The 25,955-nt window shown below is 59.6% G+C and carries 18 protein-coding genes and 3 pseudogenes; 10 read left to right on the forward strand and 11 right to left on the reverse strand.

All coding sequences use genetic code 11. From position 1 onward, the window contains the following. Nucleotides 1–246: 246 nt before the first annotated feature. From U5A58_RS39520 to U5A58_RS39530, 3 genes are all read right to left on the reverse strand, one after another. Nucleotides 247–891 carry a hypothetical protein gene (locus U5A58_RS39520; protein ID WP_321965347.1) on the reverse strand — a complete coding sequence of 215 codons (645 nt, stop codon included), beginning with the start codon at nucleotides 889–891 and terminating at the stop codon, nucleotides 247–249. A 300-nt stretch (nucleotides 892–1,191) separates the two neighbouring features. Continuing rightward, nucleotides 1,192–1,554: a translation initiation factor Sui1 gene (locus U5A58_RS39525; protein WP_321965348.1), complete on the reverse strand. Its 363-nt coding sequence runs from the start codon at nucleotides 1,552–1,554 to the stop codon at nucleotides 1,192–1,194. Nucleotides 1,555–1,906: 352 nt separating this feature from the next. Beyond that, nucleotides 1,907–2,074, reverse strand: a complete 168-nt coding sequence (locus tag U5A58_RS39530) for a hypothetical protein (protein ID WP_321965349.1) — start codon at nucleotides 2,072–2,074, stop codon at nucleotides 1,907–1,909. Between the two features lie 213 nt (nucleotides 2,075–2,287). On the opposite strand from U5A58_RS39530, the gene U5A58_RS39535 reads away from it, so the two are divergent. The 3 genes and pseudogenes from U5A58_RS39535 to U5A58_RS39545 form a co-directional block, all read left to right on the forward strand. After that, nucleotides 2,288–2,476 carry a hypothetical protein gene (locus U5A58_RS39535; protein ID WP_321965350.1) on the forward strand — a complete coding sequence of 63 codons (189 nt, stop codon included), beginning with the start codon at nucleotides 2,288–2,290 and terminating at the stop codon, nucleotides 2,474–2,476. A gap of 246 nt (nucleotides 2,477–2,722) precedes the next feature. Beyond that, complete coding sequence (locus U5A58_RS39540; protein ID WP_321965351.1) at nucleotides 2,723–3,130, forward strand: hypothetical protein; 408 nt, start codon at nucleotides 2,723–2,725, stop codon at nucleotides 3,128–3,130. A gap of 98 nt (nucleotides 3,131–3,228) precedes the next feature. Then, nucleotides 3,229–3,537: pseudogene (locus U5A58_RS39545) on the forward strand (ATP-binding protein); the annotation flags it as partial. 253 nt (nucleotides 3,538–3,790) lie between these two features. Here the strand turns inward: U5A58_RS39545 and U5A58_RS39550 are convergent. Beyond that, on the reverse strand, nucleotides 3,791–5,005 hold the full coding sequence (locus U5A58_RS39550) for a Xaa-Pro peptidase family protein (RefSeq protein WP_321965352.1): 1,215 nt from the start codon (nucleotides 5,003–5,005) through the stop codon (nucleotides 3,791–3,793). A gap of 390 nt (nucleotides 5,006–5,395) precedes the next feature. Continuing rightward, nucleotides 5,396–6,919: pseudogene (locus U5A58_RS39555) on the reverse strand (ABC transporter substrate-binding protein); the annotation flags it as partial. 804 nt (nucleotides 6,920–7,723) lie between these two features. Between U5A58_RS39555 and U5A58_RS39560 the strand changes: the two are divergent. Together U5A58_RS39560 and U5A58_RS39565 are read left to right on the forward strand one after the other, a co-directional pair. Continuing rightward, a pseudogene (locus U5A58_RS39560) lies at nucleotides 7,724–9,170 on the forward strand (IS1182 family transposase). Between the two features lie 905 nt (nucleotides 9,171–10,075). Beyond that, nucleotides 10,076–11,245 carry an ATP-binding protein gene (locus U5A58_RS39565; RefSeq protein WP_415774364.1) on the forward strand — a complete coding sequence of 390 codons (1,170 nt, stop codon included), beginning with the start codon at nucleotides 10,076–10,078 and terminating at the stop codon, nucleotides 11,243–11,245. Here U5A58_RS39565 and U5A58_RS39570 read toward each other — a convergent pair. Further along, the gene (locus U5A58_RS39570; RefSeq protein ID WP_321965355.1) at nucleotides 11,224–13,806 is read right to left on the reverse strand and encodes a response regulator; all 2,583 of its coding nucleotides are present in this window, start codon (nucleotides 13,804–13,806) and stop codon (nucleotides 11,224–11,226) included. The genes U5A58_RS39565 and U5A58_RS39570 overlap by 22 nt on opposite strands. A gap of 28 nt (nucleotides 13,807–13,834) precedes the next feature. Further along, nucleotides 13,835–14,872, reverse strand: coding sequence for a 3-oxoacyl-[acyl-carrier-protein] synthase III C-terminal domain-containing protein (locus U5A58_RS39575; RefSeq protein WP_321965356.1), 1,038 nt, complete (start codon nucleotides 14,870–14,872; stop codon nucleotides 13,835–13,837). Nucleotides 14,873–16,062: 1,190 nt separating this feature from the next. On the opposite strand from U5A58_RS39575, the gene U5A58_RS39580 reads away from it, so the two are divergent. The 3 genes from U5A58_RS39580 (at nucleotide 16,063) to U5A58_RS39590 (ending at nucleotide 16,927) form a co-directional block, all read left to right on the forward strand. After that, on the forward strand, nucleotides 16,063–16,275 hold the full coding sequence (locus U5A58_RS39580) for a hypothetical protein (RefSeq protein WP_321965357.1): 213 nt from the start codon (nucleotides 16,063–16,065) through the stop codon (nucleotides 16,273–16,275). Between the two features lie 134 nt (nucleotides 16,276–16,409). Further along, entirely contained in the window at nucleotides 16,410–16,661 is a 252-nt protein-coding gene (locus U5A58_RS40935; protein ID WP_415774365.1) for a hypothetical protein, read from the forward strand. Between the two features lie 62 nt (nucleotides 16,662–16,723). Then, entirely contained in the window at nucleotides 16,724–16,927 is a 204-nt protein-coding gene (locus U5A58_RS39590) for a hypothetical protein (protein WP_321965358.1), read from the forward strand. A gap of 59 nt (nucleotides 16,928–16,986) precedes the next feature. On the opposite strand, the gene pntB is transcribed toward U5A58_RS39590, so the two are convergent. The 3 genes from pntB to phaP form a co-directional block, all read right to left on the reverse strand. Next, entirely contained in the window at nucleotides 16,987–18,402 is a 1,416-nt protein-coding gene (pntB, locus tag U5A58_RS39595; RefSeq protein ID WP_321965359.1) for a Re/Si-specific NAD(P)(+) transhydrogenase subunit beta, read from the reverse strand. Between the two features lie 13 nt (nucleotides 18,403–18,415). Continuing rightward, nucleotides 18,416–20,008, reverse strand: coding sequence for a Re/Si-specific NAD(P)(+) transhydrogenase subunit alpha (locus U5A58_RS39600; RefSeq protein ID WP_321965360.1), 1,593 nt, complete (start codon nucleotides 20,006–20,008; stop codon nucleotides 18,416–18,418). Between the two features lie 224 nt (nucleotides 20,009–20,232). Then, on the reverse strand, nucleotides 20,233–20,805 hold the full coding sequence (phaP, locus tag U5A58_RS39605; protein ID WP_321965361.1) for a TIGR01841 family phasin: 573 nt from the start codon (nucleotides 20,803–20,805) through the stop codon (nucleotides 20,233–20,235). Between the two features lie 1,109 nt (nucleotides 20,806–21,914). Here phaP and U5A58_RS39610 point away from each other — a divergent pair. Next, the gene (locus tag U5A58_RS39610) at nucleotides 21,915–23,468 is read left to right on the forward strand and encodes a DUF1254 domain-containing protein (protein ID WP_321965362.1); all 1,554 of its coding nucleotides are present in this window, start codon (nucleotides 21,915–21,917) and stop codon (nucleotides 23,466–23,468) included. A 566-nt stretch (nucleotides 23,469–24,034) separates the two neighbouring features. Continuing rightward, nucleotides 24,035–24,481 carry a hypothetical protein gene (locus tag U5A58_RS39615; RefSeq protein WP_321965363.1) on the forward strand — a complete coding sequence of 149 codons (447 nt, stop codon included), beginning with the start codon at nucleotides 24,035–24,037 and terminating at the stop codon, nucleotides 24,479–24,481. Nucleotides 24,482–24,936: 455 nt separating this feature from the next. Here the strand turns inward: U5A58_RS39615 and U5A58_RS39620 are convergent, their stop codons facing one another. Next, nucleotides 24,937–25,443: a hypothetical protein gene (locus U5A58_RS39620; protein ID WP_321965364.1), complete on the reverse strand. Its 507-nt coding sequence runs from the start codon at nucleotides 25,441–25,443 to the stop codon at nucleotides 24,937–24,939. Nucleotides 25,444–25,955: the final 512 nt, after the last annotated feature.

Here is a 25,955-nt window from a genome sequence, read left to right on the forward strand (position 1 = left end):
CGTCGTAAGCACGACAATTTCGGGAAACTTGATTTCGGGAAACTTGAATTTGACGTTTCCGGGTATGTTGTCCATTCCCAACTACTGAAAATCCTCATCAAGGACTTGCCAGGCGAAGTACGTTGCGCTCGAATTGCATCGAGTGATCGAATTGCCGGTCGACGGCGGCCAGCGTGATGAGCAAGTCAGTAAAGCCCCCGCCCATAAGGGTGGAAGTTCCCCGACGTGCCATGGCCCCATATGTTCTTAGCTCTGGATATTTTCCTCGCAATCCTTCCAGTACCGCAGCGGATCCAGATGTTGCGGGTAGTGTGAGTTGAGCCACATTGTCAGCCTGCCCCATTCCGGATGATTGGTACCAGATTTAGCCGACCAGATTGATGATCTCTCGAGAATCTGGCTGTTTGCGCGATCACGGACTACCAGGCTACCCAGTCCAGTTGAACTGTTCGCCTGCGACTCAACCAGATAGCGCGGCAGAATCCTGAGTTCAGCGTCCGCGGCCCACCCGTACAAGGCACGGACCACGCCTGAGGAATCTCGCAACTCTACGGGCCCACTTGCCGGGCGAACGGCTGTCCATCCTTCAGGAAATTCGGCGACAACCTCGTTTGCCCCCTCCCGCACCCACTTCATGCGCCATGCCCGCGCCATCGCCTCGCGCATGCGGGATACCGACTCGTAGCCGGCAGGCAACTCGATCGCTACCGGGAGAGTGATGAGATTGTCTTTCCAGAGTTTGGCTTCGTCATCGACGCGCTCGACCTCGGCGAACGCCCCTGATTCGAATGGGTTCTCGGGCCGGCTCGACACCCTCACGTTCCCGCTGGGTAGTCCGTCGAAAAGTCGTTCAGCATCATGACGCGTAAATTTCGCCTTTCCCTTCTTCATTTGTCCCTCTTCAGCATGATTGTCTCGCCAATGCGCCGACCCGAAAAACCAGCTCAGGCGCGTTTGAACGGGCCCGTGATCTCATCAGGCGCCATTCGCCTGGTCGCATTACCCTGTGGTACTGGCGCAGCTGGTGTCACCATGCCTGCCTCTGGATATCGGATGAATCAATCCACAGAGAGCCCTGGACGACGCCGGGCAACGCTATCTCGTGAGATGACCTTCGTGAATTGACGATAGCTGGCTGTTGCTGCCCGTGCGCGGTCTATTGAGCCTCTCCGCCGCCGCCCACTGACGAAATTAGCCCCCGGCCCGCTTCGCACTATGGCCAGACTTTTTGAGTTCTTCGATGACGCGGTCGCAATGGTCGCCCTGCACTTCAATCACGCCATCCTTGACCGTTCCACCAGAGCCGCAGGCCGCGCGCAACTGCTTACCCAGCAAGGCCAGGCCAGCGGGGTCAAGTGCCAACCCCTTAACGGTAGTCACGCTCTTCCCGCCCCGACCTTTGGTCTCGCGACCCACCCGTGCAACGCCGTCGCCCACCTGACGTGTACTGGCGACCGTCCTGCAGACACATTGCGCGAGCACTTGCCTGCAATCGGGACACATCCGCCCGCCGTCAGTGGAATAAACGAGGCCACCCTTCGCACTGCTCTTCATGATTGGCTTACCAAAAGACATCCAGGTCAACAATCGGGAAGTCTAGCAGGTGGCGTCTGCCCCTTCCTGCTACGTCCAGTCTCTTTCCGAACTTCTGGGTCCGCGTCGTTACCGACATCCAGGGCCGCGCCGGTGTGGCAGCAACTTGATGAACATTCATTCGTGTTGGTGCCGCGGCGCTATTCCCATCCAGGGTCCAGCAATGCCTTACGGCCGCCCGCAAACTCGCCCACGCCTGCTGTCGGCATCCAATAGCGGTACTCACATCGATCATCCAGCCAGTACGCAGTTGACTTCCGCGGATATTTTCTCCAGCTGGGCAACCCTGTCGGCGTTGAGGATCTCAGGTTTCTCACGCGTTCGCGATGGTACGCGACATTGCCAGATCTTCCTCGTTAGACACGAAGGCCCACGCGAGCGTGGCGAATTCGCTCACACTGACATGTTCAGGAAGTGCCTGAATCCTGACACGTCGTTCGCGGACACCACCATGAAACGCTGCACGCAATTCACGATGCATTCAGGTGTCCATTACGGCGGATATCGATGCGTCGCACTTGAGGAAGAACCGCTGCGCGTCCCGGGTTCGCTGCCAGCAACTCCATCCAGGAGCTGCAGGCGATCGATGAGCAGTGGTGGCATGACAACGGAACGCAACTGTGGAGTTTGATCTGGCGGCGCTAAGCCCGGCTTGGACAAAACAGCCAGACTGTCTCAGTGAAGCGGAGCCGATATGAGCGAAACCCCGAAGAAGCCCAAGCCGGATGTGGCGGCCCCGCCAACCGTCGTGGTGCGTGTTTCGCGCTCCAGCAAGAAAAAGGTCGTGGTCACTTCCGGGATGAAGGCGCAGTTGCGCAAGCGGGCGAAGACATCGACACGAAGTGCATTTCCCGAGCTGCCCGAGTGGCGGCCTGAGCGCTGATCAGACAACGGGCCGCAAGGCCCGTTGTGCTTTCTGCGTCTTCCCCGTCAGCAAGCGCAAATGTGACGCGCTCCACAGCATTCTTATGCTGCCTTGAGCGGGTGCTCTTTCAGGTAGGTTTTTAGCGCGTCATTTAAAGACGCGCTTGAAGCCGTCGCGACCCGGCCTGTCTTCGTTCTCCAAACTCTGCACAGACTTCAGCCGGCAGCGTTCACCTGGTGGGGTGTGGGCGCTGAATACATCCGCGTGCTCAAGGCAGCCGCGAGCGCAGACAGCCTTTGGGCAGCGGAACAGATCCTTCGTGCCGGAACCGCAGAGGCGCTGCTCTTCTGGCAGCAGCAGGTACGCCCGGAGGCGCTACGTCGCCTGCACCTCGCCGCGCAGCAAGCGGATACGTTGCTGTTCCTCTTTCGTCCTACGGCCGCGGCGAACTCGACGTCCCCCGCCCCGTTGCGTATCTCGATCGGCGCGACGCCCGACGGCGTGAACGTCTCATTCATCAAACGCCGTGGGCCGCATCGCGACAAGCCCGTATTCGTTACGCTCTGCACTTCGCCTGTTCTCCTGAATCGTCATGCACCATTGGATCGGCGTTCATCTGCCACGCCTGCCCATCGAGAGCTTCTGCCCAACCTGCTACATGCCGGTGTCTGACAACGGTTTCGTTGTTCTGGAAAAAGGCCGCGTGCTCGACGCCGACGCAGCCGCGCGGACGCAGGGGGTTGTCGATGGCATACGCCGGGGCGGCGTGCATCATCGGACCGAGACTGCTCGTCATCGACGAAATCGGCTATCTGCCGTTCGGGAGGGACGAGGCGAACCTGTTCTTCAATGTCGTCGCCAAGCGCTACGAACGCGGCTCTATCGTCTCGACGAGTAACCTGCCGTTCACGCAGTGGGCCACCGCGTTTGCTGACGACCAGACGCTCACGGCCGCCATGCTCGGCCAGCTCTTGCATCACTCTCATATCGTGCAAATCAGTGGCGAGAGCTATCGACTGAAGGACGAACGAAAAGCCGGACAAACAGGAACGCGGGCAAGCGAGAAAGCAGCCGCGTGACACAGGACCCGGGTGGGTCAGATTGACTTCGGCGAATCGCCCAAAGGTCAAATGTCCGCTTTCGAGTTGCCCGCAGGCTGACCGGCCGCTGGAAGTCCAGCGCCGGAGCTGCGATGGCTGCAACAGAACGGATAACCATGACGGTGCGCGAACTGGACAGATTCAAGGTTATCCAGGCTGTGGCCGAGACTGGCTTGGCCCCCAACCGTGCCGCCGACGTCATGCGGCGCGCCCCAAAACGCGCCGCGATGTGTCATTCCTCTCCGAACGGGTCGTCAATACTGTGTGCCGGCTGCGTAAACCATCGTGGGCCCGTCTCCGTGACGTAAGCGTGATCCTCGTGCCGAACGCCGAATGCGCCGGGCACGCAGATCATCGGCTCGACGCTGAAGCACATGCCGACGTCCAGCGGCGTACGATTGCCCTTGACGAGATAAGGTGCCTCGTGGATGTCCAGCCCGATGCCGTGTCCTGTCCGGTGCGGCAGTCCTGGAAGACCGTAATTAGTTCGATATCCGACGCTTTCAACGTAACCGCGTGCGGCCCCGTCCACCTGCTCGGCGAAGACGCCGCGCTGCGCGGCTTCGAATGCGTGCCGTTGCGCTTCCTTCTCGTGGAACCACACTGCGCGCTGCTGTTCGCTCGCCTGGCCGAAGACATAGGTACGCGTAATGTCGGACTGGTAGCCGTACAGATCGCATCCGGTGTCGATCAACACCATATCGTCGCGGTCCAGCGCCTTGGGCGACTTCACGCCGTGCGGGAATGCCGTATCCGGCCCGAAGAGCACGATGCAGAACGTCGAACCCCGGCGCGCGCCCACCTTGCGGTGCGCCTTGTCGATGAAGTCCAGGACCTCGGCCGTCGTGATCCCTTCTCGCAGAATGCGGGCGGCGGCGCGCTGCACGCGCAGTGTCATGTCGTTGGCACGCTGCATGAGCGCAATTTCGGTGACTGACTTGCGCATTCTGCACGCGCTGGTGACGCCCTCCGCGGCGATGATCGTCAGCTCCGGGGCGCGTTCGCGCAGGCGGCTGTACATGAAGAACGGCGCCGTTTCGTCGAAAGCCAGGGTGCTGTTCAACGCATCAAGCCTGGAAAGCGTTTCAACCACCAGTTGGGCCGGATCTTCATGCTCGTGCCAGAGATTCATCGTGCCAGGGATCTGAAGCATGCCGTCGAACGTTCCTTTCTCGAACGCCGGAACGATGTATTCGATCTCGCCGTGTGCGGGAATGATTGCGCCGGTCATGCGTTCGCTGCGACGCCATGGCACACCGGTGAAATACAGCAGGTTGCTGTTCGATTCGACGAACAGTGCAGCCATGCCCTGCTCGCGCATCATGCGTTGAGCGGTCGCGATGCGGGCCCGATATTCGCCAGGCTGTATGGGTTCCATACCCGACGTCATGTCGTGCAACTGCGCGAGCTCCTTTTCTGCAGTCGATCCGCCGATGTCCTTTGTCATGTTGTCAACTCCTTTCCTTGTGCAACCTGGTTGTTCGATCCGTCCGTCTGCTGTCTAGACAGCCGCGCCCGCCGCCCGCGGGCAGGAAAGGCGCCGAAGGTAACCGCCAATCATACGAATTCTCCGATTTCTCCGGCTCTGCGGCACGAAACCGCCCCATCGTCCGGATGAACGGGCACGCGGCCGCGGCCGCGGCCGCAAATCCAGAATCGTCGCAGCGGGCGTGTTCCTCAGCCGTTGCTGCTCTTCGTGACAAAGCGGATTCTCGCGGAGAATCTGAAGTCCGCACGCGGCAACCGCCGCACCGACTTCCTGCGCGCCATAGAACTGCCGGCATGAAGCCATCCCGTGTGCGGGCAGTTCAGACACGACTGAAGCGCCACGCATCGGTCAGTTCAGCGAGACTCCGTCGAACCGGACGTAGCCGAGCGGCTCGATACGCATGTCGACCACTCGCTTGCTCACCGGTTGGTAGACGGTCGAGTGGGCGATCGGTGAGAACGGCAGTTGCTGCGAGAAGATCTGCTGGGCTTCTGTGTAGTAGCTGGTACGTTGCGCCGGGTCAGGCGTCTGGCGTCCTTTCTGGACGAGATCGTCGAACGGTTTGTAACACCAGTGCGCGAAGTTGTTGCCATGAACCGCATCGCAACCAAGCAGCGTGCCGAGCCAGTTGTCGGGATCACCGTTGTCGCCGGTGAAGCCGATCAGCATGGCGTCCTGCTCGCCCGCATGCCCGCGCTTGATGTATTCACCCCACTCGTAGGTCACCACCCTCGCCTTCACGCCGACCTTCGCCCAGTCGGCCTGGATCATCTCGGCCATCAGGCGCGCGTTCGGGTTGTAGGGGCGCTGCACCGGCATCGCCCAGAGTGTCATCTCGAAGCCATTCGATAGACCTGCCTTCGCGAGCAGCGCCTTCGCCTTCTCCGGATCGTAGGCATTGCCCTTCAGGCTCTTGTCGTATGACCATTGCGTCGGCGGCATCGGGTTCGTCGCGGGCTGGCCTGCGCCCTGGTACACCGAGTCGATGATCGCCTTCTTGTTGATCGCCATGTCGAGCGCCTGGCGCACTTCTGCCTTGTCGAGCGGCTTGTGCTCGACGTTGTACGACACGTAGCCGACATTGAAACCTGGCTGCGATGGCATTGCGATGTTAGCCTCGGCCTTCAGCGGCGCGACGTCGGCAGGACGCGGATAGCTCATCACCTGGCATTCGTCGCGCTTGATCTTCTGCACGCGCACGCTCGCGTCCGGCGTGATCGAAAAGATCAGCTTCGAAAGCTTGACCGCGCCCGGCTTCCAGTAGTCCGGATTGCCGTCGAAGCGGATCGTTGCGTCCTTCGTGTAGCTCTTGAAGATGAACGGGCCGGTGCCGGCCGGGTACTGATTGATTTCGGCGGCCTTGCCGGCCTTCATCAGCAAATCGGCATATTCGGCCGAGAGGATCGACGCGAATTCCATCGCCATGTTCTGGATGAACGGCGCGTTCGGCTCGTTCAGCGTGAACTTCACGGTGTACGCATCGACCTTCTCGACCTTCGCGATCAGCTTGTCGAGGCCCATGTCGGTGAAGTACGGGAACGACACCGGGTACGCCTTGCGGAACGCGTTGTTCGGGTCGAGCATGCGATCGAAAGTGAAGACGACGTCGTCCGCGTTGAATTCGCGCGACGGCTTGAAGAACGAAGTGGTCTGAAACTTCACGCCATGGCGCAGATGGAACGTGTAGGTCTTGCCGTCGTCCGAAACTTCCCACGATTGCGCGAGACCCGGTTCGACCTTGGTGCCGCCGCGCTCGAATTCGACGAGGCGGTTATAGACGGTGAACGTGTTCGCGGTGAAATCGGTACCCGTGGTGTACTGCGCCGGGTCGAAACCAGCGGGACTACCTTCCGAGCAGTAGACGAGCGTCCTGTCGGCAGCGGTGGCCGGCGAAATCCACGCGGCGAACAAGGGCAGCGCAACGCCGATCGCAAGCGACACGCCCCGTGCTCGGGCTGAATGGATGAATTTCATGGTTCTCCTGGCAGCGTCGGAGGAGCGCGCGAGTACCGCTCCGTGGTTTGAAATCTTCTTCTTTGCTGCGCGTCTCGACGGGCGATGTCGGCGTTCTTCTAATTCATCACAGCGCCAGGCGACGCGTATGCTTCCGGTTCCGTACTACTGCATTTTTTCTGTTCAAAATGACCGCGTCTAGGCCGCATTCGGTCATCTCGATGACGAAATCGGCACACTTTCTGCGAGGCTCAATCGATCGTTGGCCACACGAACGCCTTCAGTCTCTCGCCCCGTCACTGCATCGCATATTTGCTCGGCACGAGCCTGTCTCTTCGAGTCGTCATCGCCCTGTCGCGGCTCGGATCGATCGCAATCAAGAGTGCGCCGTGACACGACTTGCGCCTGTGCGCATCGACCGCGACTCTAGGCTGGCGAACCTCATATTCCTCACCATGTGCAGCAACTGACCACGATGAGCTGTCGGCGGTCAAAAGAGTCAGTCGTCGAATTGCACCCTGCAGAGCGGCGATGGATTGCGCAACGATTACCCATTTTGGCCAAGCCGTGGCAAAAGGCCGTCAACTTCTGGCTGCCCTGTAACGGCTGATTGCTCCAGTTTTAAACGGAACTATCTTGCGGGTCAGGGCCACCTTTGGTCCAGCCTGTGTGAAAACGTGTTGATTGCCTAAACTGAATCAACGCACTGAGACCGGGTGACGCATGAAGAGATTCGTTGAAGGCGATGACCGCAAACAGGTCGCACTACTTCCCGAATGCGTCGATGACTACATCGACGCCGACAACCCGGTCAGGGTTATAGATGCCTTCGTCGACGAGTTGGACCTTGCGGAACTCGGTTTCGACGGTGTCACACCAGCGACTACCGGCCGACCGTCCTATCACCCCGGGGTGATGCTCAAGATTTATATCTACGGGTACGTGAACCGCATACCCTCCAGCCGGCGGCTGGAGCGTGAATGCCAGCGCAACGTCGAATTGATGTGGCTAACGGGCCGACTGGCTCCGGACTTCAAGACAAACGCGGACTTTCGCCGTGATAGCGGCGTGGCCATTCGCAACACATGCCGGCGCTTCGTCGAACTGTGTCGTGCGCTGAAACTGCTATCCAGTGACATGGTGGCCATCGATGGCAGCAAGTTCAAGGCATCAAACAGCCGGAACCTGAACTACACAACAGGCAAGATCGACAAGCGCCAGCAGCAGATCGAAGAGAGTGTGCAACGATATCTCGACCAGATTGAAACCGCAGACCGGACCAGTCCAACAGGTTTCGCAGTAAAAGCTGACCGACTGTACGAAAAGATCGCCCTCCTGCGCCTGCAGATGCGTGAACTCGCACAGATCAGGAAGCAGCTGGATGATCAACCGGACAAGCAACTATCAATGACGGATCCCGACGCGCGCTCCATGGCAACAAGCGGAAGAGGCTCCGGCATAGTGGGCTATAACGTGCAGGTAGCGGTAGATACGAAACATCATCTGGTCGTTGAGCACGAGGTAACCAACGTCGGAAATGATCACGGGCAACTCAGCAGAATGGCGCTCGCTGCAAAAAAGAGCGATGGGCCTATCGAATCTGAAAGTCGTAGCAGATCGGGGCTACTTCAGCGGGCCGGAGATAAGAGCATGCGACCTGAACGGAATCCGCGCGTACGTACCCAAGCCGCTCACCTCCGCGTCACGGAAGAAAGGTCTGTTCACCAAAGCCGACTTTGTGTACGAGGCGAGACGCGACGTTTATCGGTGTCCTGCCGGCGAGAGAGCCATCTATCGATTCACGACCGTTGAGCATGAAATGAATCTGCGGGTCTACTGGCCGAGTGCGTGCCCGGGTTGCCCTATGAAGGCGCGATGCTCTCCCACCGACTATCGCCGCATCCGAAGATGGGAGCATGAAAAGATACTGGAAGTCATGGAGCGACGGCTCGACCGGAAGCCCGATGCAATGACCATCCGACGAAGTACCGTCGAGCACGTCTTCGGTACGCTCAAGCACTGGATGGGTCCTGCGCACTTCCTGACCCGAACGCTCGAATGAGTGAGTACCGAGATGAGCCTGCAGGTATTAGCCTACAACCTGAAGCGTGTCATCAGCATACTGGGCGCGGCAAGAACTCTGAAGGCCATGAAGTTGGCGGGGAGCTAAAGCCCCGAGGGGCGTTGTTGTGCTCGTGACATTCGATCCTTCAAACTCACCGTAAAAAAGTTTGACCGGTCCGGCCGTCAATTGCTCACGCGGTAGAAAAATACGTTTCCACACGCCCTGGGTCGCAAGCACCCATTCACGTGAATCGGCACCCGACATTCGAAGCCAAGACGGCGCGAACGGCGGCAAAGCGCTTACCAGCTGACTCACAGTGGCCGTCACTCCAACGTCCGCTATACCCGATGTCCTGTCGCCGATCGACTGTATGGGATGACCGCCCCACCCCGATACCCGCCCTTAGGCCTACTACAGCTCGAGAAATAGCAATGGGACGACACAAAGCTCGCTCGCATTTACGCAGACGCTCCCCCACTTCCGGGCGTCCACCGCCTGCCTACGCTGCAGGTGTCTGGCTCACCGACTCGCCCGACATGTCCGAGGCGTCAAGCAGTTCGCCATTCGAATCTCAACATTACAGAGCTGCTGTCAGTCGATTGAAGGACGGCTGGCGTCGTCGCTGATATGCATCAAACGGACGCGATTGCTTGACGTCATCTTCTACGCGAGGGCGGCTCCGAGTGGGATGGCCTGACCGTCGGGATCTCCAGACGACGCGGATGGCCGATGCGCTCGCACCCAGCGCGCGAAGTTTTGCGCCAGCGATTCTGCCATTGCGGCCCTGCCATTCCGCTTCAGCAAGCCACTCGATGCCGGGAGCATTACGCGTGTGCTCGCCGAAGGCGCCCCGGTACCGCAGCCGTCGCTCGCCATCGATGGCGACAAGGTCGTCATCTGATCCGCATGGCATAAGCGAGCAACCCAGAAGTATCCTGGGATGCACGTGCTATGCTGGCGCTACGTGACTTGCCAAAATCCACAACGCTCGATGCGCTGAAAATAATGCAATGACAAGCGCCATGCATACACCGTTCTCTATCCTTTTCGTCGATGACGACGAGATGTCGCGCACCCACTTCGCACGCGCAGTCCAGGGACTTTACCCTGTCCATCTCGCGCGCAACGCAGACGAAGCCCTCGACATCCTCGGGGAGCACGGAGCGGACATCGCCGTGCTGGTTACCGACTTCCGAATGCCGGTGAACAATGGCGACCAATTGCTGCGCGAAGCCGCACAGCGATATCCCCGAATCGTGCGGATTCTGGTGACCGCCTACGCCGACAAGGACATGCTGCTGCGCACGGTGAATACGGGAGGCGTATTCCGGATCCTCGAAAAGCCGCTGCGGCTGGAAACGGTACGCGAAACGCTGCGAGAGGCGATCGCGCATTGGACCGAGCGCGAAACGCGTCAGCATCAGTTGCTGGCAATGGATGAGACGCTCGCTTTCCTCGCGCATGAATTGAATACGCCTCTGGCGACGATCGCGCTGATTGCCGAAACCCTGGAAGGCAATCGCGCCAACGAGTCCCATCCAAATCACCAAAGCAAGGTCGCCGATGCGGCAACGTCGATGCTCGCCAATGCCCAGTACTGCATGACATTGATTTCCTCTTTCTGGGCGAGCTTGCATAAAAGCGGCAGCGCGCAATCCATGGCGCGCGCTGGAGCCCGGGAAGTGAGGGCGGCGCGCCTCATTGCCACCCTGCTCGATACGTATCCGTTCGCCGCCTCGCAACGCGACTGGATAACGGTTGATGTGAAGGACGATTTCGCCGTGCGCGCGATGCCCAATTGCGTGACGCTCGTACTCTCTTCGTTGCTGTCCAACGCCCTGCGCGCGCTCAGCCACACGCCTCACCCTGCGTTGCACATAGAAGTGCTCGACAATCTCGAACCGGTGATCCGGGTGCGCGACAACGGTCCTGGAATTGCTCCCGAAATCAAGGCGCGACTCTTGCGCGACCCCATCACGACTCACGCTGATGAGGGCGGCCATGGCATGGGCATGATCTTCTGCAACCGCATCATGCGATCCTTCGGTGGCAGCCTGGAAATCGACTCCACACTGGGCGCGGGCACAACCGTCACCATGCTCTTTGGCACCCGCAAGGCCCCAGCGAAAGCAACTGACGCGGAAAAGCCACTCGAACCTCAGTCGTCGCTGCCCGGCTGATCGACCGGGCTAATAGCGGCCATAAAATACTGATGCAGCGCGTCGGCGGAACGGTTTCCCAGCGAGCAGGTCTCTTCGAACCAGTCGTCCTCCTCCGGCCATTGACCGTCGAGCACCCTCGGGTAAATCTGCTTCACGTACAGGTGCAGCGCCTTCGCACCGATATTTCCGCTGATACCCAAAAGCAGGTGCAGCGTGGCGTGCACTTCCCGAATGTCACCGGCCTCCACACTGCTTTCAAGCTGCGCCAATAGCGAGCGGATTTGCGCAATGCCCTTGAGGAAAGTTTGATCGAGCATGTCGAGCAAAGCCAGTTCGTCGAGATGCCTCTCATCGAGCAGGTCGTTTTGCGGGACAGCTTGTCGATTTGTCGTTCGATTAGGTATCCGCACAACTTCCGCGGTTGGCCGCTTACGTTTCTCGGGCGACGGCGCCACGCGCGAGTGTGAAAACTGTCGCGCAAGGCAGGCATAGAGCGCGCCGACCTGGACGGGTTTTGTCATGACCTCGTTCATGCCCGCCGCGAGACAGGCTCTGACTGCCTCCATATCGGACTGGCCGGTCAAGGCCACAATCGGCATTTCGCCATATTCGTCCACGCGGGCGCGAATCCAGGCTGCCGTCTCCACGCCGCCCATACCGGGCATGTTCATGTCCACCACGATGGCATCGACAGCCCCCCCGCTCTGCAGGCGCGCGAGTACGCCCTGCCCGTTTTCCGCCTCCACCACGCTGGCGCCGCAGCGCTCCAGATAGCTCTTCGCGACCATTCTGCTGTAGGTGTCGTCGTCCGCGACGAGAATGGTCTTGCCCGCGAACCCATCGAAGCGCGGGTGGCGCTGATGCCGGTCCCCGCTTTCCATGAGCTTTTGCAGCATACTCACCAGTTCCGCCATGCGGATGGACTTGCTGATCGTCGCGTCCATGCCGGCTCCCTTCGCAAGCACACGCGCAAGATTGTGAGCCTCGGCCGTATAGCCGATCACCAGGACGTTTGCGCCCGCGAGGTCGGGATCAGAGCGGATCTTCTCGGTCGTCGTGTAGCCGTCCAGACCCGGCATATTGATGTCCATGAGGACGAGATCGTAAGCAGAGTCTTGTCGAAGGAGCGTCAGCGCGCGTTCTCCGTTTTCTGCTTCTGCGACCCGCGCGCCCACCCCTGCAAGCGCATGGCAGACCTTCTCGCGTATCACTGCGTCGTCGTCGACGAGAAGAATTGCCTTCCCGCTAAAGAACGCTGTGGCGCGCGCAAGCAGCTGTTGCCGGTGAGCCGCGAGTTCGGTCTCCGGTACGGCAGGAAACTCGAGCGTAAACTGAGTGAATCTGCCAGGTTCCGAGCGGCACTCTATCGTGCCGCCGAACGAGCGCATCGCACGCTGGCAGTAGGCGAGACCCAAGCCCGTGCCCGCGGAATTCCCTTGTGTGCGAAAAGGCTCGAACAGATGGGACATCATCTCGGCGGCGATACCGGGTCCCGTGTCGTGAACGATCACCTTGTTCCGGTCGACAGTCAGTGTGAGTGTTGCCGTGGGATGCGCCGCCATGTGATGCAGCGCATTCTTGATCAGATTGAACAGCGTAAACAGGTAAACGGTCTCGTCGACTTTGAAGGTAAAGTCTTCGAGGACCATCAGCTTCACGCGGCTGCGCTCTTTCCTGTCGCTAAAGCCGTATTCGTCGAGCGCCTTGCGTGTCGTTTCCGCCGCGCTCGCGTAGTTGAGATTGTCCGATTGCACAGGCTTGGCGCTGACTTCGTCCAGCGTCATCGCGATGATTCTCAGCCCGCGGTCGATCGCCAGCTGTCCGTGCGCAATGTGCTGCGAGAGCAACGCCACAGCGTCAGCCGGCAACGCCGACGACGGTCTCGACTCGGCCATGGCGGGCAGCGCCTCCTCCACGCGATCGAGCACGTACCGCAACTGGCTGAGTGGATTCCTCATTTCATGAGCGACCGTACCAGCCAGCGCGCGAAGCGCGCCGTTCTTTGCCTGCGCCGTGATCCCACGCATGTTGCTGTAGCTGAACGTGAGGCCGGCGCTAATGCCGAACGCGAAAACCGGCAGGTAGGTGTAGAGCAACAAATGCCCGTCGACCTGAAGGGACTCCGGGGTGACGATCCAGGCGCAGAAGATGGCGAGGCCAACCCCGATGGCCAGATTCAGCGCCAGCGCGGTGAACGACGGAAATATCGCAATCAGGAAGAACATCATCCCGACTTCCGCCATCGACCAGATCATCGAATAGTGGCCGGTGATCAGGTAGTAGGTGAAAAAGAACGGTAGCGTATACGCTACCGTCAGGAAGTAATACCACGGCAGGAAAGGCACCACCGCTGCGGGCCAGAAGCGGCGCAGCAGAATCAGCAGACAGGCGAGCGCGCCGATCACCCGCATCAGCGTGCTTTCATTCGGTTGCGGGTCAATGTACGTCCACCACAGCCAGTACAGCGGATGTCCGATTGTCCCGATGACGCCAACCGCCAGCACGCTAAGGTCCGACAACCCATACGCGTCGCGAACCCGCTGCTTCAGATAGCGAACGCCTCCTGCAATGCCTTTCATATTGTTCTCGTTAATTGGGTTCCAAGCGTCAGAACCGGAAGCTGCTGACGTTGAATGACATGCCAGCGCTGCCTACCCAGCACAACGCCCTGTCTCCGCGCTTCAGTTTCCCCGTCTCCTTGGCCAAGGAAATCGCAGCCGGGATCGAGGCGGAAACGAGGTTTCCCGTATCCGGATAGATGTGATACATCTTATCGTCGATGCCAGCCTTCACGCCGTAGCCGTGCCACGCAGCCTTTGAAGAGGCGTGCGTGAAAACAATATCGATGTCCTTTTTGGGAACGGCCAGCCTGGAGAAAACTTCGGAAAGCTCGTCCGAGTTTTTGTGCAGTTCATGGCCGAACGAGGTAAATCGCATTTCGCCGTTCTTGCCGATCCGGTCGGTGGGGTGGCAATAGCCCTCGTAGCCAGGAATCGGAATCGTGCACAGGTCCGATACACCCGGCTTGCCGCGAAACGCGAAGCTGAAGTTATCCGGCTCGTTCGCCACCACCAGCGTGGCCGTCGCCGCTTCGCCTATCGTGAACGACGGCAAGGTGTATTCGACCTGCGCGTGGTGCTTGAGGGCGAAATTCGACGGAAAGAGCGGACCACCAGCGAGCATATTGAATTCGGCATTCACGATCAGCGCGTTTTTATATTGGCCGGTCTTGAAGAGACTGTCGACAATCGACATGGCCCGCGTCCAGCTCATGCAGGCATCGACGACGTCGAAGCATTCGGCGTTATCAAAGCCGAGCGTGCTCGCCATCATGTGGCTGTTGCCCGGCTCGAGGAACCCTCTGCCGATGCCGACGAAGATGAACAGTTCGATATGCTCCGGCCGCAGATAGGTTTCCGATAACACCTTGCGCGTCGCCATCGCAACGTGGTCGATGGGCGACTCATGGCTGTCGCACCAGCGTCGATTGACCAAACCGCTGCGGTCAAGCAGCGTCTTGATGGTTCGCATGGTCCTGTCGATGTCGCCATCGAATTCAGTGGAGTGGGACCGGATCATATCCACGACTTCTTCGTTCGTGACAACCCGTGAAGGGAGACTGACTGCGACGTTCTTGATAAGCATAGAGAATCCGTGAATCGCAAAAAGATGGATGAGTAAAGGTCTCGCGCGTTTGGCACGCGGATACCTGGACACCAGATATCCGGCCGGACGGCCCCCGTACGTTAGCGCCCCCACCGTTTATCACGAATTCCACCTCTTCCCCTGCGCTGAAATTGGCGATCGAATCTAGATTGCCCGAAGCGCGTGTGCTGCCACCTGATCTGTTGCGCGATCCTCCATCGCCCCGATTCCTTTCAATCAGCCTTCCAATCATCGATAGACTTCTGCAAGGGCTCAGGCTTGTCAGTCCATGTTTTACGCATAGTTCGCTGGACTGACCCCGAACAGACTATCGGCAACCGCGAAGGAAACTTGAGCGTCGGCCCCGACTGGCATGCGTGGTAGTTATGGGTAAAGCAAAGGAATTCCGACGGACTGCCTGCCGAATGGAAAGTTTGAAACACGCCATGACGGCTCACTACCCTATTCAGAGATCCAGAGCCCTTGTTTGCCGGTCTTCGAGAGCGCGTTGAAATGCTTCGATAGTCGCCCGGACTCCTGTCACCACCCCGCCCTGGTCATCTCGATTCCGTCATGACAGGAGGCAATTCAGGCGCGTCGGGCAGGCGCGAGTCTCCATGAACCGCGTATGCCAGGCGATGCAGTCGCGGGCGGCGGCAACCGCTTTCCTGCCATTACATCCAGTTCAGCAAGCTGAGGAAGCCAGCCATTGGGATGTCCACGCGATACTCCGGAACCTGACGCAGGAACTACGCACGCAATTCGGCTTTTGTTGACGTTGGGCGAATGAGTGGTCAGCGGTCGCTGGGAAACGCTGAGCTGACGAAGAATGGGGTAATCAGGAGACCACCTCAGCCGGGAGCAGACACCCGCGTGGCAAGACCGTCCTGGCGGGCAGAAACGACCGCTTGCTGTTCGCAGTCAGGCTTCGCCCAGGCAAATTTGCAACCGACGCCGCTCTTTCTCCCACAGCCTGGACATAGCTGTTCGCGGGCGTCCAACATATAGGCCGTCGAGGTCGGAAGTAAGCGCGAGCCGAGCATGTGCACGGACCCATCAATCATGGCCTCAGTACATTCATGCGTGCGAGCGCGGATATTGGCACAGCCCTTGCGATAAACCGAGCGAGCAGTTGCTGTGCTCATCCAGATCTCACGATCTTTCGTACTCGCATAGCCCGGAGAAACATCATGAAGAGCATTCTCGTCATCGCGGACATTCCGAACAATCCCCTCGCGGAAAATGAGGAAGCGACGCTCACGCGCGCACAAATGCAGCGGATCGTCGGCGCACGCAACGTCATCGTCACGGTCGATGGCGGCCCCGCCACTGGGACCGTCAACGATTTCGACATCAACAACGCTATCTGGGAAGGACGGATTGCGGGTCCGATGCTCAACTGAAACGCGTTCTGGGTTCACCGCTGATGTCCCTACGCGCACGGGCGCGAAGGGACATCGGCATTCATGCTGCCTGCCTCAAAGAGCGCCCGAGAATGCGACGTTGTGGAGGAATCTGGAACAGGAAGGCGTCTCGGTTGACCAGCTTCATTCAATGGCCATTTCAAATTTACAGGCTCTTGCAGAAGAAAAGTTGGCTGTTCGCGAGTACGCTTCCATATATGTTGCACGCAGCCACGACCGCAGACAGCCTTTGGGCAGCGGAACAGATCCTTCGTGCCGGAATCGCAGCGGCGCTGCTTTTCTGGCTGCAGAAGGTACGCCCGAAGGCGCTACGTCGCCTGCACCTCGCCGCGATGTTTAGTCCCGCGCACGTCTACAAGTTCTGAGACCCGTGACGAATCCTGTCTCCGCTCTCGCTGCGATGCCTGCGCCCCGCGCGGCACCGCATATGAAGCGTCTTCTCGAACGCGAACTCTGGGAGGAGGTGACGGCCTATGTCGACGGCCTGCCGCGGGAGTCGCAGTGCCATAGCCACCGCGGGCGCGGGAACATGCTGCCACAAGCACAGGCCCGGTTCGCACTGCGTGTAGGCACCGCGATGCCGATCCGCTCCGTCCGGGCGTCGACAATGGCATTGTCGACGCCCGGCTGATCGCCATGATCTTCTCCGATTCGCTTCGTTGTTCCCCGGAGAGTCCCGCTTCGCCGCGTTCAGGCTTTCAGCGCTCCGAAGATCTCGCTCAACATCGACTTCGCATCGCCGAACAGCATGCGATTGTTGTCCTTGTAGAAGAGCGGATTGTCCACGCCGGCATAGCCTGAGGCCATGCTGCGCTTCATCACGATCGACGTCTTTGCCTTCCAGACCTCCAGCACCGGCATGCCGGCGATCGGGCTCGCCGGGTCCTCCTGCGCCGCCGGGTTCACGATGTCGTTCGCGCCGATAACCATCGAAACGTCCGCCTCCGGGAAATCCGTGTTGATCTCGTCCATCTCGAGCACGATGTCATACGGCACCTTTGCTTCGGCCAGCAGCACGTTCATGTGGCCCGGCATGCGCCCCGCTACCGGATGAATCGCGAAGCGCACGTCGACGCCCTTCTCGCGCAGCAGCTTAGTGAGTTCGAAGACCGTGTGCTGGGCCTGCGCCACGGCCATGCCGTAGCCAGGCACGATGATCACGCTCTTCGCGTCGCGCAGCAGCTCGGCAGTTTCGGCGGCGCTCACCGCCACCACTTCGCCCGCGGGTTGCGCACTTGCGCCGCCCGCAGTTGCGGGCACGCCCGCGCCACTGCCAAAGCCACCCGCAATCACGCTGATGAAGTTGCGGTTCATCGCGCGGCACATGATGTACGAAAGAATCGCGCCCGACGAGCCCACCAGCGCGCCAATTACGATCAGTAGGTCGTTACCGAGCATGAAGCCGGTGGCCGCCGCCGCCCAGCCCGAGTAGCTGTTGAGCATCGACACCACCACGGGCATGTCGGCGCCGCCGATCGCCATCACCATGTGCACACCGAACAGCAGCGAAATCACCGTCATCACAACGAGCGGCAGCATGCCGTCCTGAATCGTCTCTGCATGCAGGAACGCGCGACCGTAGTAGATCACGATCAGCAGCGCGGCCAGATTCAGCCAGTGTCGTGCCGGCAGCAGCAGCGGTTTGCCGCCGATCTTGCCCGACAGCTTGCCGAACGCAATGACCGAGCCCGCGAAGGTCACTGCACCGATCAGGATGCCTACATAAATCTCGACTTCGTGAATAGCCTTCTCGGCGCCAGCGAATTGCACCGACGTATCGATGTAGCTGGCGAAGCCAACGAGGCACGCCGCCAGGCCAACCAGGCTGTGCATCAGCGCGACCAGTTCGGGCATCTGCGTCATCTGCACCTTCTTCGCAGCAAACAGGCCGACCGCGCCGCCGACGACCAGCGCAGCGACAACGTACGGAATGCCTTCGGCCGACACGCGCGGACCGAGTACGGTTGCCAGCACCGCGATGAGCATACCGATCATGCCGAGCAGGTTGCCGCGGCGCGCGGTCTCGGGATTGGCCAGCCCGCCGAGGCTCAGGATGAAGAGAATCGCCGCGCCGATATAGGAGACGGTAGTCAGGTTGGAAGTCATTGTTGTCGTCCCCTTATTTGCGGAACATCGCCAGCATGCGGCGCGTCACTGCGAAGCCACCGAACATGTTGACGGCCGTGAGTGCCAGCGCGCCCACCGCCAGGCCCAGGATCAGACCCGATGGCCGGTCACCCGCCGCGGAACCGCCCAGCGGCGGCGCGACCTGCACCAGCGCGCCGATGGCGATGATCGACGAGATCGCGTTGGTCACGCTCATCAGCGGCGTGTGCAGCGACGGCGTGACGTTCCAGATCACCATGTAGCCGACGAAACAGGCCAGGACGAATACCGTGAAGTGCGAGAGGAACGTGGCCGGGGCAAACAGTCCCACCATCAGGAAGGCGAGCGCGCCGATGCCGAACGCGATGGCCAGCGACTTCGCCGACATCGGTTCGCTACTGCCGTGGCCTTTCTTCGGCGCGGCTGCCGCCGCAGCAGCGGCGGGTTGGAGTTTGGGCGCGACGGCCGGCTGCTTGATCGGCGGCGGCGGCCAGGTGATGTTGCCTTCCTTGATGACCGTGAGGCCGCGGATGGCGTCGTCATCGAAGTCGACGTTGATCGTGCCGTCCTTCGTCTTGCACAGTTCCTCGACCACGCGCAGCAGGTTGTTGCCATACAACGTGGACGATTGCCTGGCCAGACGCGAAGCAAGATCCGTGTAGCCGACGATGGTCACCCCGTGGCGCACCACCGCCTCGCCCGGCACGGTGAGCTCGCAGTTTCCGCCTTGCTCCGCGGCCATGTCCACGATCACGCTGCCCGGCTTCATCGACTGCACCATTTCGGCGGTGATGAGCTTCGGAGCCGGCTTGCCGGGAATCAGTGCGGTGGTGATGATGATGTCCGCGTCTTTCGCCTGCTGCGCGTACATCGCGCGCTGCGCCTGCTGGAAGCCCTCGCTCATGACCTTGGCGTAGCCGCCGCCGCCCGAGCCTTCCTCGTCGTACTCGACCTTGACGAATTCGCCCCCCAGGGACTTGACCTGGTCGGCCACCTCGGCGCGCGTGTCGTTGGCGCGCACGATCGCGCCGAGACTGGCCGCGGTGCCGATGGCAGCCAGTCCCGCTACGCCCGCGCCAGCAATGAAGACCTTTGCGGGCGGCACCTTGCCGGCGGCCGTGACCTGACCGTTCAGGAAGCGGCCGAACGCATGGGCTGCCTCGATCACCGCGCGGTAGCCGCTGATGCCGGCCATCGAGGTGAGCGCGTCCATCTTCTGCGCGCGTGACAGCGTGCGCGGCAGCGAATCGATCGCCAGCACGGTAGCGTGCCTCGCGGCCAGTTGCTGCATCAGTTCGGAGTTCTGGGCCGGCCACACAAAGCCGATCAGCATGCCGCCCTCGCGCATCAGCGCCACTTCCTCGCTGCCCGGGGGGCGCACCTTGAAAACGATGTCACTGCGGGCCCAGAGTTCGGCCGCCGTTGCGACGACCTCGGCACCCGCTGCACGGTAATCACCGTCGCCAAAGTTCGCACCTGCGCCGGCACCGCTTTGTACGGCAACCGCGAACCCAAGTTTGATCAGTTTCTCGACCACCTCGGGCACGGTCGCTACGCGCCGCTCTCCGGTGGCTGTCTCCAGAGGAATGCCAATCAGTAATGTCATATTGTCAGTCGATGGTAGTGGCCGTCGCAAGGAAATCAGGCCTGTGCTTCAGCTTTTTTCGCAGTAACGAAAACGGCACGAACAATGTCGATTTGCAAAGTACTACTTATATTTTGAGGTCTCCGATCGCGCCGGAAATGCAAGCCTTTCAGCACACGGGCTACCACCTGATTCAACGTCTTCACTGCGCTTTCAGTCGCTTATCTTCAGCACCGTCGAAGACTCTACTGTTTTGCATCCGATTCCACAGATACAACTGCCCGGCGGGTCTGTCTGGCAACTGACGCAGCATCGAGATTGCTTTCAGCAGTCTCCACGGCTTGTCTGGCGGCTTTCACAGCAGTTTCATACGCCGAATTGGCTGTCTCGCTTGCGGTCGTGATGAACGTCTTCCAGGCCGCCACTACGGACTCACTTCCCGCCGGCGCATTTTTCGTGAGCCCGTCGATGAAAGACTGCGCATCGCTCTGGAACTGCTTGCCCTGTGCTTCTGCGAGCGCGGCAAATTCGGCCTGGGTGCTGGAGAGGATTTCGTACACGTGGAGCCAATATGACTGCACTTTCTCAACAGCAGGTTGAACCAGGATCGACTGTTGTGAAAACGTTTCCTGCGGCTCTTTGGCAGAGAGCGCCTTGACGGCGAATTCCTGATTTTCAGCGAGGGTCGATTTGACCGCCTGCACATTTAGTTCGGCCAGCCTTTCAATGCCTTCAAATGCCTTGTTCAGGAAAACAAACAATGATTCGACTCCGCCTTTCTGCGCGGCGACAAGTTGCTCCGTCGTCTCAGTGCTCATCAATGGCTCCATGCAAGGTGGAAGTGCCCGAATGTCCACAAGAGCCGCTCACGGACAAAAAGACACAGAACACGGTGGGTGGTGCGATGCAGCAATAACCATTCTAAGGTGGAGTGGACGTATGTCAATCGTTTGTTCGTTGAAGCCGCCTCATGTCTCGTAAGCGTATCGGGAAATGCCTTGCCGGCCTTGGCGCGCAGGCACTTACCAGGTATAAACCCGAGCAAGAAATTCGCCCCTGCCACAAAGACGAAAATTCGTATAACAACCATTTGCAATGCAGCAAAAGAGCGAGTTGGGATCTATCTTTCTGCACGCTTCGGAGGAAGCCGCATGGCGGTTCGTGCCATGACGCACGGGCGATGTGCGCGCCCGCGTTGCCGGCTCGCGTTCGGGTGATCGCGGTCGATTTTTTCAATTAATCAGGACGACGAGTAATGAAAGTGAGCGCGATTTGTACGGTTGTACTTGAGATTCGTCGTTCAACGTCTCCTCCGTGAATCCCCATGCCGAAGCCGGAAGACACGCTCGCATTCGACACTGCGGTCGCTGAACTGAACAAGGCAACTCAAGATTTGCAGCACCTGGAGAACGATCCAGCAACATCCCTCACTTGGCTTGCAAGGGCGCAGGACCGTTACTACCTGTCCCGAGTGGAGCGGCCGCGCCGTCATTGCCAATTGCGCACGTCAGCGCTCCCGCATCAACGCCTTCTGGCTCTCGCTGTAATAGATCCGGCTTCTGTACGTCACCTGCAACACTCCCGCTGAAGACGCAGCGTCGATTGTGTTGCACCGACGGGGCGAATCCGCAATCGTCTGCGGAAGTTCAAAGTCACGACGCCTCCGATACCCGGATGGTCGACCTGCTACTTCCGGGTTCGGCCAGTTCCGGCCGCTCGTGGGGGCCATTCGCAGACGCTCAAAAGTCCGATGCGTGTGGGAAAGCTGCCATCCGGACCACCTGCCACCCGTGTTCACGGGGAAACGCGACTGGATCACCTCTGGACTGAGAAAAAGCCGCTTCTGGTAGGTTAGTACCCGCATTCGCTGGTAAGGGAGATTGTTTGCAATCCTTTGGAAAACAGATAACCACCTCGCGAGGTAGACATGGCTGGTCAGAAGGACGTGAACGAAGTCGATTCGACGCGAAGGTTGCTCACTGTGCTTGGCGGGATGCTGCCCGTGGCCGCCGCATCGCTGGCCAGCGTGCCAGCAGTGGCACTCGCAGCGGACGCAAAGGCCAGCAAGGCGAACACCACGAACGCTGGTGCGCCGATAGCCGCGTCAGAACCCCTGCCTCCGCCGGGCATACTGATGCACCCGGAATATGCGCAAGTCATCGCCAAGATGGCCTACGTCTGGGGCTGGCCGATGGTCAACATGCTCAACCGGAACGCGCGTATCACACAGGCGCCACATCCCGGACTGCTCAACGGCGTGCTGCCCGCAGCGCCGCGCGGCCAGGTAGCCATGCTGCATGACTATATCGACCCGGCCGAAACGTTTGTCACCTGTCCGAACCAGGACGTGGTCTACGGGCTCGGCTTCTTCTCGCTCGACGAGGAACCCGTGGTCGCACAGGTCCCTGATTTCGGCGACCGCTTCTGGGTCTATGCGCTGTACGATGCCCGCACGAATCAGTTCGGTCATCTCGGCAAGCCCTACAAGTCGCGCCGGGGCTTCTACCTACTCGTGGGGCCGAACTGGAAGGGCAGCAAGCCTGCGGGCATCACGGACGTCATTCGCTGCCCGACCGCACTTGCCAACGCGATCCCACGTGTGTTTCAGAACGATACGCCGGAGGACAAGAAGGCCATCCAGCCGGTGATCAATCAGGTGGTGTTCTATCCGTTGAAGCAGTTCGACGGTCGCATGAAGACGATCGACTGGATGCATGCGCCGGTCATCACGCCGCCCGCGCAGGCAAATGGCGACGACAGCAGCGGCGGTGAGACGAAGTGGGTCATTCCCGAAAAGTTCTTCGACCAGTTCAACCAGGTGCTCGACACCGTACCCCCGCTCGCGGGCGAAGAGGCGCTTTACGCGCAGTTCCGCTCGCTGATGGAAGTAGCGAACCGCGACCCCGACATCAAGAAGGTGCTCGTCTCGACGGCCGTCGACACCGAGCGTGAAGTGGTCGGGCCGTTTTTCGAATGGCGGCGCAACGGTGTTCCCGCCGGCAACAACTGGAACCGCTCAACGAACAATGCGCAGACCGGGTTCGACTACTACGATCGTACGGGCACGGCCAAGTCGAACATGTTCGACAATAGGCCCACTGAAACGCAGTATTTCTATACGGATCTCGACGCCTCGGGCGTGCAGCTAAACGGCGCAAACACGTACGAGATCGTCTTCGCGAAGGGCGAAGAACCGCCCGTCAACGGCTTCTGGTCGCTCACGCTCTATAACGAGAAGCATCTTTTTAACGCGAACGACCTCAAGCGCTATTCGCTCGGCACCAAGAACAAGAACCTGAAGCGCAATGCCGATGGCTCACTCACGCTCTATGCGGGCGCCAAGTCGCCGGGCGCGGAAAAGGAATCGAACTGGCTGCCTGCACCTGCCGGCACGTTCTCGCTCTATATCCGGTCCTATTGGGGCAAGGAGCCGATACTCAACGGCACGTGGAAGCCGCCTCAAATTCGAAAAGCAGCTTGACATGCGTCGAAGGCCGCCGTTGACGCGAAATCGATGTCAACGGCGGCTTCGACACTGCGGATGGCGGCTCAACTTCGGACAAGGGACATTGAGTAAAATCCGCCACGAAAGGCCGCTCCGGGTCGGTAAGCGCCCAACGTCTCGCAGATACCAAAGACACTCGATTTTCGCGATGCAACGTGAATGGCGAACGTCAACCGCCGAATCCAAATACGCTTCCTTGTTTGCGGCTTGGAAGTCAACAAGCGCTTTGCAGTTAGACCGGACAGCCGATCAGCAGTAACCCGAGGACAGCAAGCGCTGCGCTCAAAAGGATCGAAGCCAGGATAGCGACTGGAAGAGGAATCATGTTGATTAAGCGAACGCATACATGACTCAATCTTATGCGCGTTGGTTCTCCACTACTGTCAACAATTGTCAGAGGCGTCCTGTTCGCAAAAGAAACGACGGTTGCGCACACAACAGCCGTGACCGTCAGGCCGTCTTTGATGCTCACGAACCGGCTGATACACTAGGCACACGCCCAATGCGGCACATAACACAATGAGACTACATCGGGGAAAACAATGAAGAGCGCCATTCGCGCCACTGCAATCGCTGCGGCTATCGCGCTTACCGGCTGCGCAACCGAACCAACGCCGCGAACTTCCTCAACCAGTGCCCCCAGCGAACGCGTAACGGCTTACCAGACCGCAGCGCCGGGGATCGACACCGGCACGCTTATTGTCACGCGGGATAGCGGCTTCATTGGCGGCGGATGCTTCTATGCCGTGTCGATCAACGGCAAGCTGGCCGCGCGCCTGGATACTGGCGAATCATCGCGCTTCATCGTTCCTGCTGGCGAAGTCCTGCTGCGCGCTGGACGGGACCCCCAAGGCAAGGGACTCTGCTCAATCGGAAAATCCGAATGGACCCAGCGCGAAACCACGCTCAAGCCTGGCGAGACAAAGCTGTTCAGGCTCTCACTTGATATGAACGGCAAGGCGGACATTCAGCGCGCCGACGATGAATGAAAAACTGCTCAGGATTCTAATCCTGAGCGGGGTTTTTTCTTGGTGCGCGGAAGTCACTAAACGCCGTGGCCGTTCCGTTTTTCGAGGCAAACTCAACGTGTACCGCCTCCAGACTACCCGGATTCCTCAGCTTGCCATTCCACGAAAATGCGCGCCGTACGCCACATTGTGCGGTTTTCGATGGCATTCGAGTTCGCTAGTTGCCTTACTTTGTGCGATGCAGCACTCGCGTACGAAGCCGTAGAAGCGGCACTTCCGACCTCGGATCATTTGTACGCCTCACTCCAAGAGGCATATGAAGAATGCGATAACGTCTATGGCATCGGTCGAGACAATTGGCTGCAACGGTGATTGCGTACGGACCGCAGCACTCGGGCGTGGGGCGCAGTGCGGCCTGAGCGGACATGACGGCTTCAACAGACGCTGTTGAAGTCAAGATGCTCAACTTGGTTGCTCTATTTTTTTAACAGAGCCGTGTAGTAGTCAGCAATATTATCTTCTGAACCTTTCGTGATCCGGTTGAACGCTCGTGCCCATGGCCAGAAGCTCGTGCCCGCGGTGGTTCGCAGGCCCGGAAATCGGTTTTCTCCGAGAGTGACCATACCCCATTCGCCCCCGTGGTTGCGACGATATACCTCGCCCACGTAACTCCCATATGCTTTTGCAAACGACATAACTTTCTCGTCCGTTGGCTTGGGGTTCGCTCCGATATACGACGAATTCATACGCGCCAGTGCCTTCTCAACATCGGCAATGCTCGCGTCCGACCAGTCAAGCTTGATTCCGAACTGCTTCCCGGAGAAATCAACTGCGTCCATTGCGTAAGCTTCCGCAATCTTTTGAATTTGGGGATCAGGAGCAAATGACTGACTAGTTGGGGTGCCTGCCAAAGCGGTTTCCCCGAGCGGGCCAATTATTAAGGCAAGCAACGCTGCCACAAGGCGCTTCGCGATTATTTTCAATGGGCTTTCCTTTACGAAATTTCCGAATCGCTTCGGAGAGCCTGATCGCTGACTCTCGCGCCCGTGAGCTTTGCGTGTTGACCTGCCGAACCAACTATGTGAACGGCCGTTTTGGGGAAATCTGAAGGTCTCTTGTGGGTCGGTTTCGGGCGACCGCGTCGGGCAGTGACCGGCCAATGCGCGCCGTTCGACGCTCTGCCAGTCTGGTTCCGCCAGCATCCCTGAGCGGTCACTCACGGATCGGCGCCGACATCGAAGGTGTGTCGGCCAAATCAAAGCTGATGCCCTCCGCGATTTCCGCGGCGGATCACCGCGAGCGAATCTGACACATTCACTCACTCGGCACCGGGAAAACGTCGCTGACGCGACAGGCGTCGCTTATCGTGGCTATGCGACCGACCATCTGCGGATAGCGAAGGGAACGAGCGGGCGAGTGCAGCACGGCGAGTTCGCCGGCTCGCCGTCCCGACTCTGCTACAAGCATTCCTGCGCTTGCTCAAGTATCGGGCACG

This window comes from Paraburkholderia sp. J7 (assembly GCF_905220155.1).
Taxonomy (GTDB): domain Bacteria; phylum Pseudomonadota; class Gammaproteobacteria; order Burkholderiales; family Burkholderiaceae; genus Paraburkholderia.

Coding starts and splice junctions, on each gene's coding strand:
- U5A58_RS39520 (WP_321965347.1), bottom strand. CDS start 891: ATGAAGAAGGGAAAGGCGAAATTTACGCGTCATGATGCTGAACGACTT.
- U5A58_RS39570 (WP_321965355.1), bottom strand. CDS start 13,806: ATGAAAGGCATTGCAGGAGGCGTTCGCTATCTGAAGCAGCGGGTTCGC.
- U5A58_RS39530 (WP_321965349.1), bottom strand. CDS start 2,074: ATGCATCGTGAATTGCGTGCAGCGTTTCATGGTGGTGTCCGCGAACGA.
- phaP (WP_321965361.1), bottom strand. CDS start 20,805: ATGAGCACTGAGACGACGGAGCAACTTGTCGCCGCGCAGAAAGGCGGA.
- pntB (WP_321965359.1), bottom strand. CDS start 18,402: ATGACTTCCAACCTGACTACCGTCTCCTATATCGGCGCGGCGATTCTC.
- U5A58_RS39575 (WP_321965356.1), bottom strand. CDS start 14,872: ATGCTTATCAAGAACGTCGCAGTCAGTCTCCCTTCACGGGTTGTCACG.
- U5A58_RS39610 (WP_321965362.1), top strand. CDS start 21,915: ATGGCTGGTCAGAAGGACGTGAACGAAGTCGATTCGACGCGAAGGTTG.
- U5A58_RS39550 (WP_321965352.1), bottom strand. CDS start 5,005: ATGACAAAGGACATCGGCGGATCGACTGCAGAAAAGGAGCTCGCGCAG.
- U5A58_RS39565 (WP_415774364.1), top strand. CDS start 10,076: ATGACAAGCGCCATGCATACACCGTTCTCTATCCTTTTCGTCGATGAC.
- U5A58_RS39600 (WP_321965360.1), bottom strand. CDS start 20,008: ATGACATTACTGATTGGCATTCCTCTGGAGACAGCCACCGGAGAGCGG.
- U5A58_RS39525 (WP_321965348.1), bottom strand. CDS start 1,554: ATGAAGAGCAGTGCGAAGGGTGGCCTCGTTTATTCCACTGACGGCGGG.
- U5A58_RS39615 (WP_321965363.1), top strand. CDS start 24,035: ATGAAGAGCGCCATTCGCGCCACTGCAATCGCTGCGGCTATCGCGCTT.
- U5A58_RS39590 (WP_321965358.1), top strand. CDS start 16,724: ATGAAGCGTCTTCTCGAACGCGAACTCTGGGAGGAGGTGACGGCCTAT.
- U5A58_RS39535 (WP_321965350.1), top strand. CDS start 2,288: ATGAGCGAAACCCCGAAGAAGCCCAAGCCGGATGTGGCGGCCCCGCCA.
- U5A58_RS39580 (WP_321965357.1), top strand. CDS start 16,063: ATGAAGAGCATTCTCGTCATCGCGGACATTCCGAACAATCCCCTCGCG.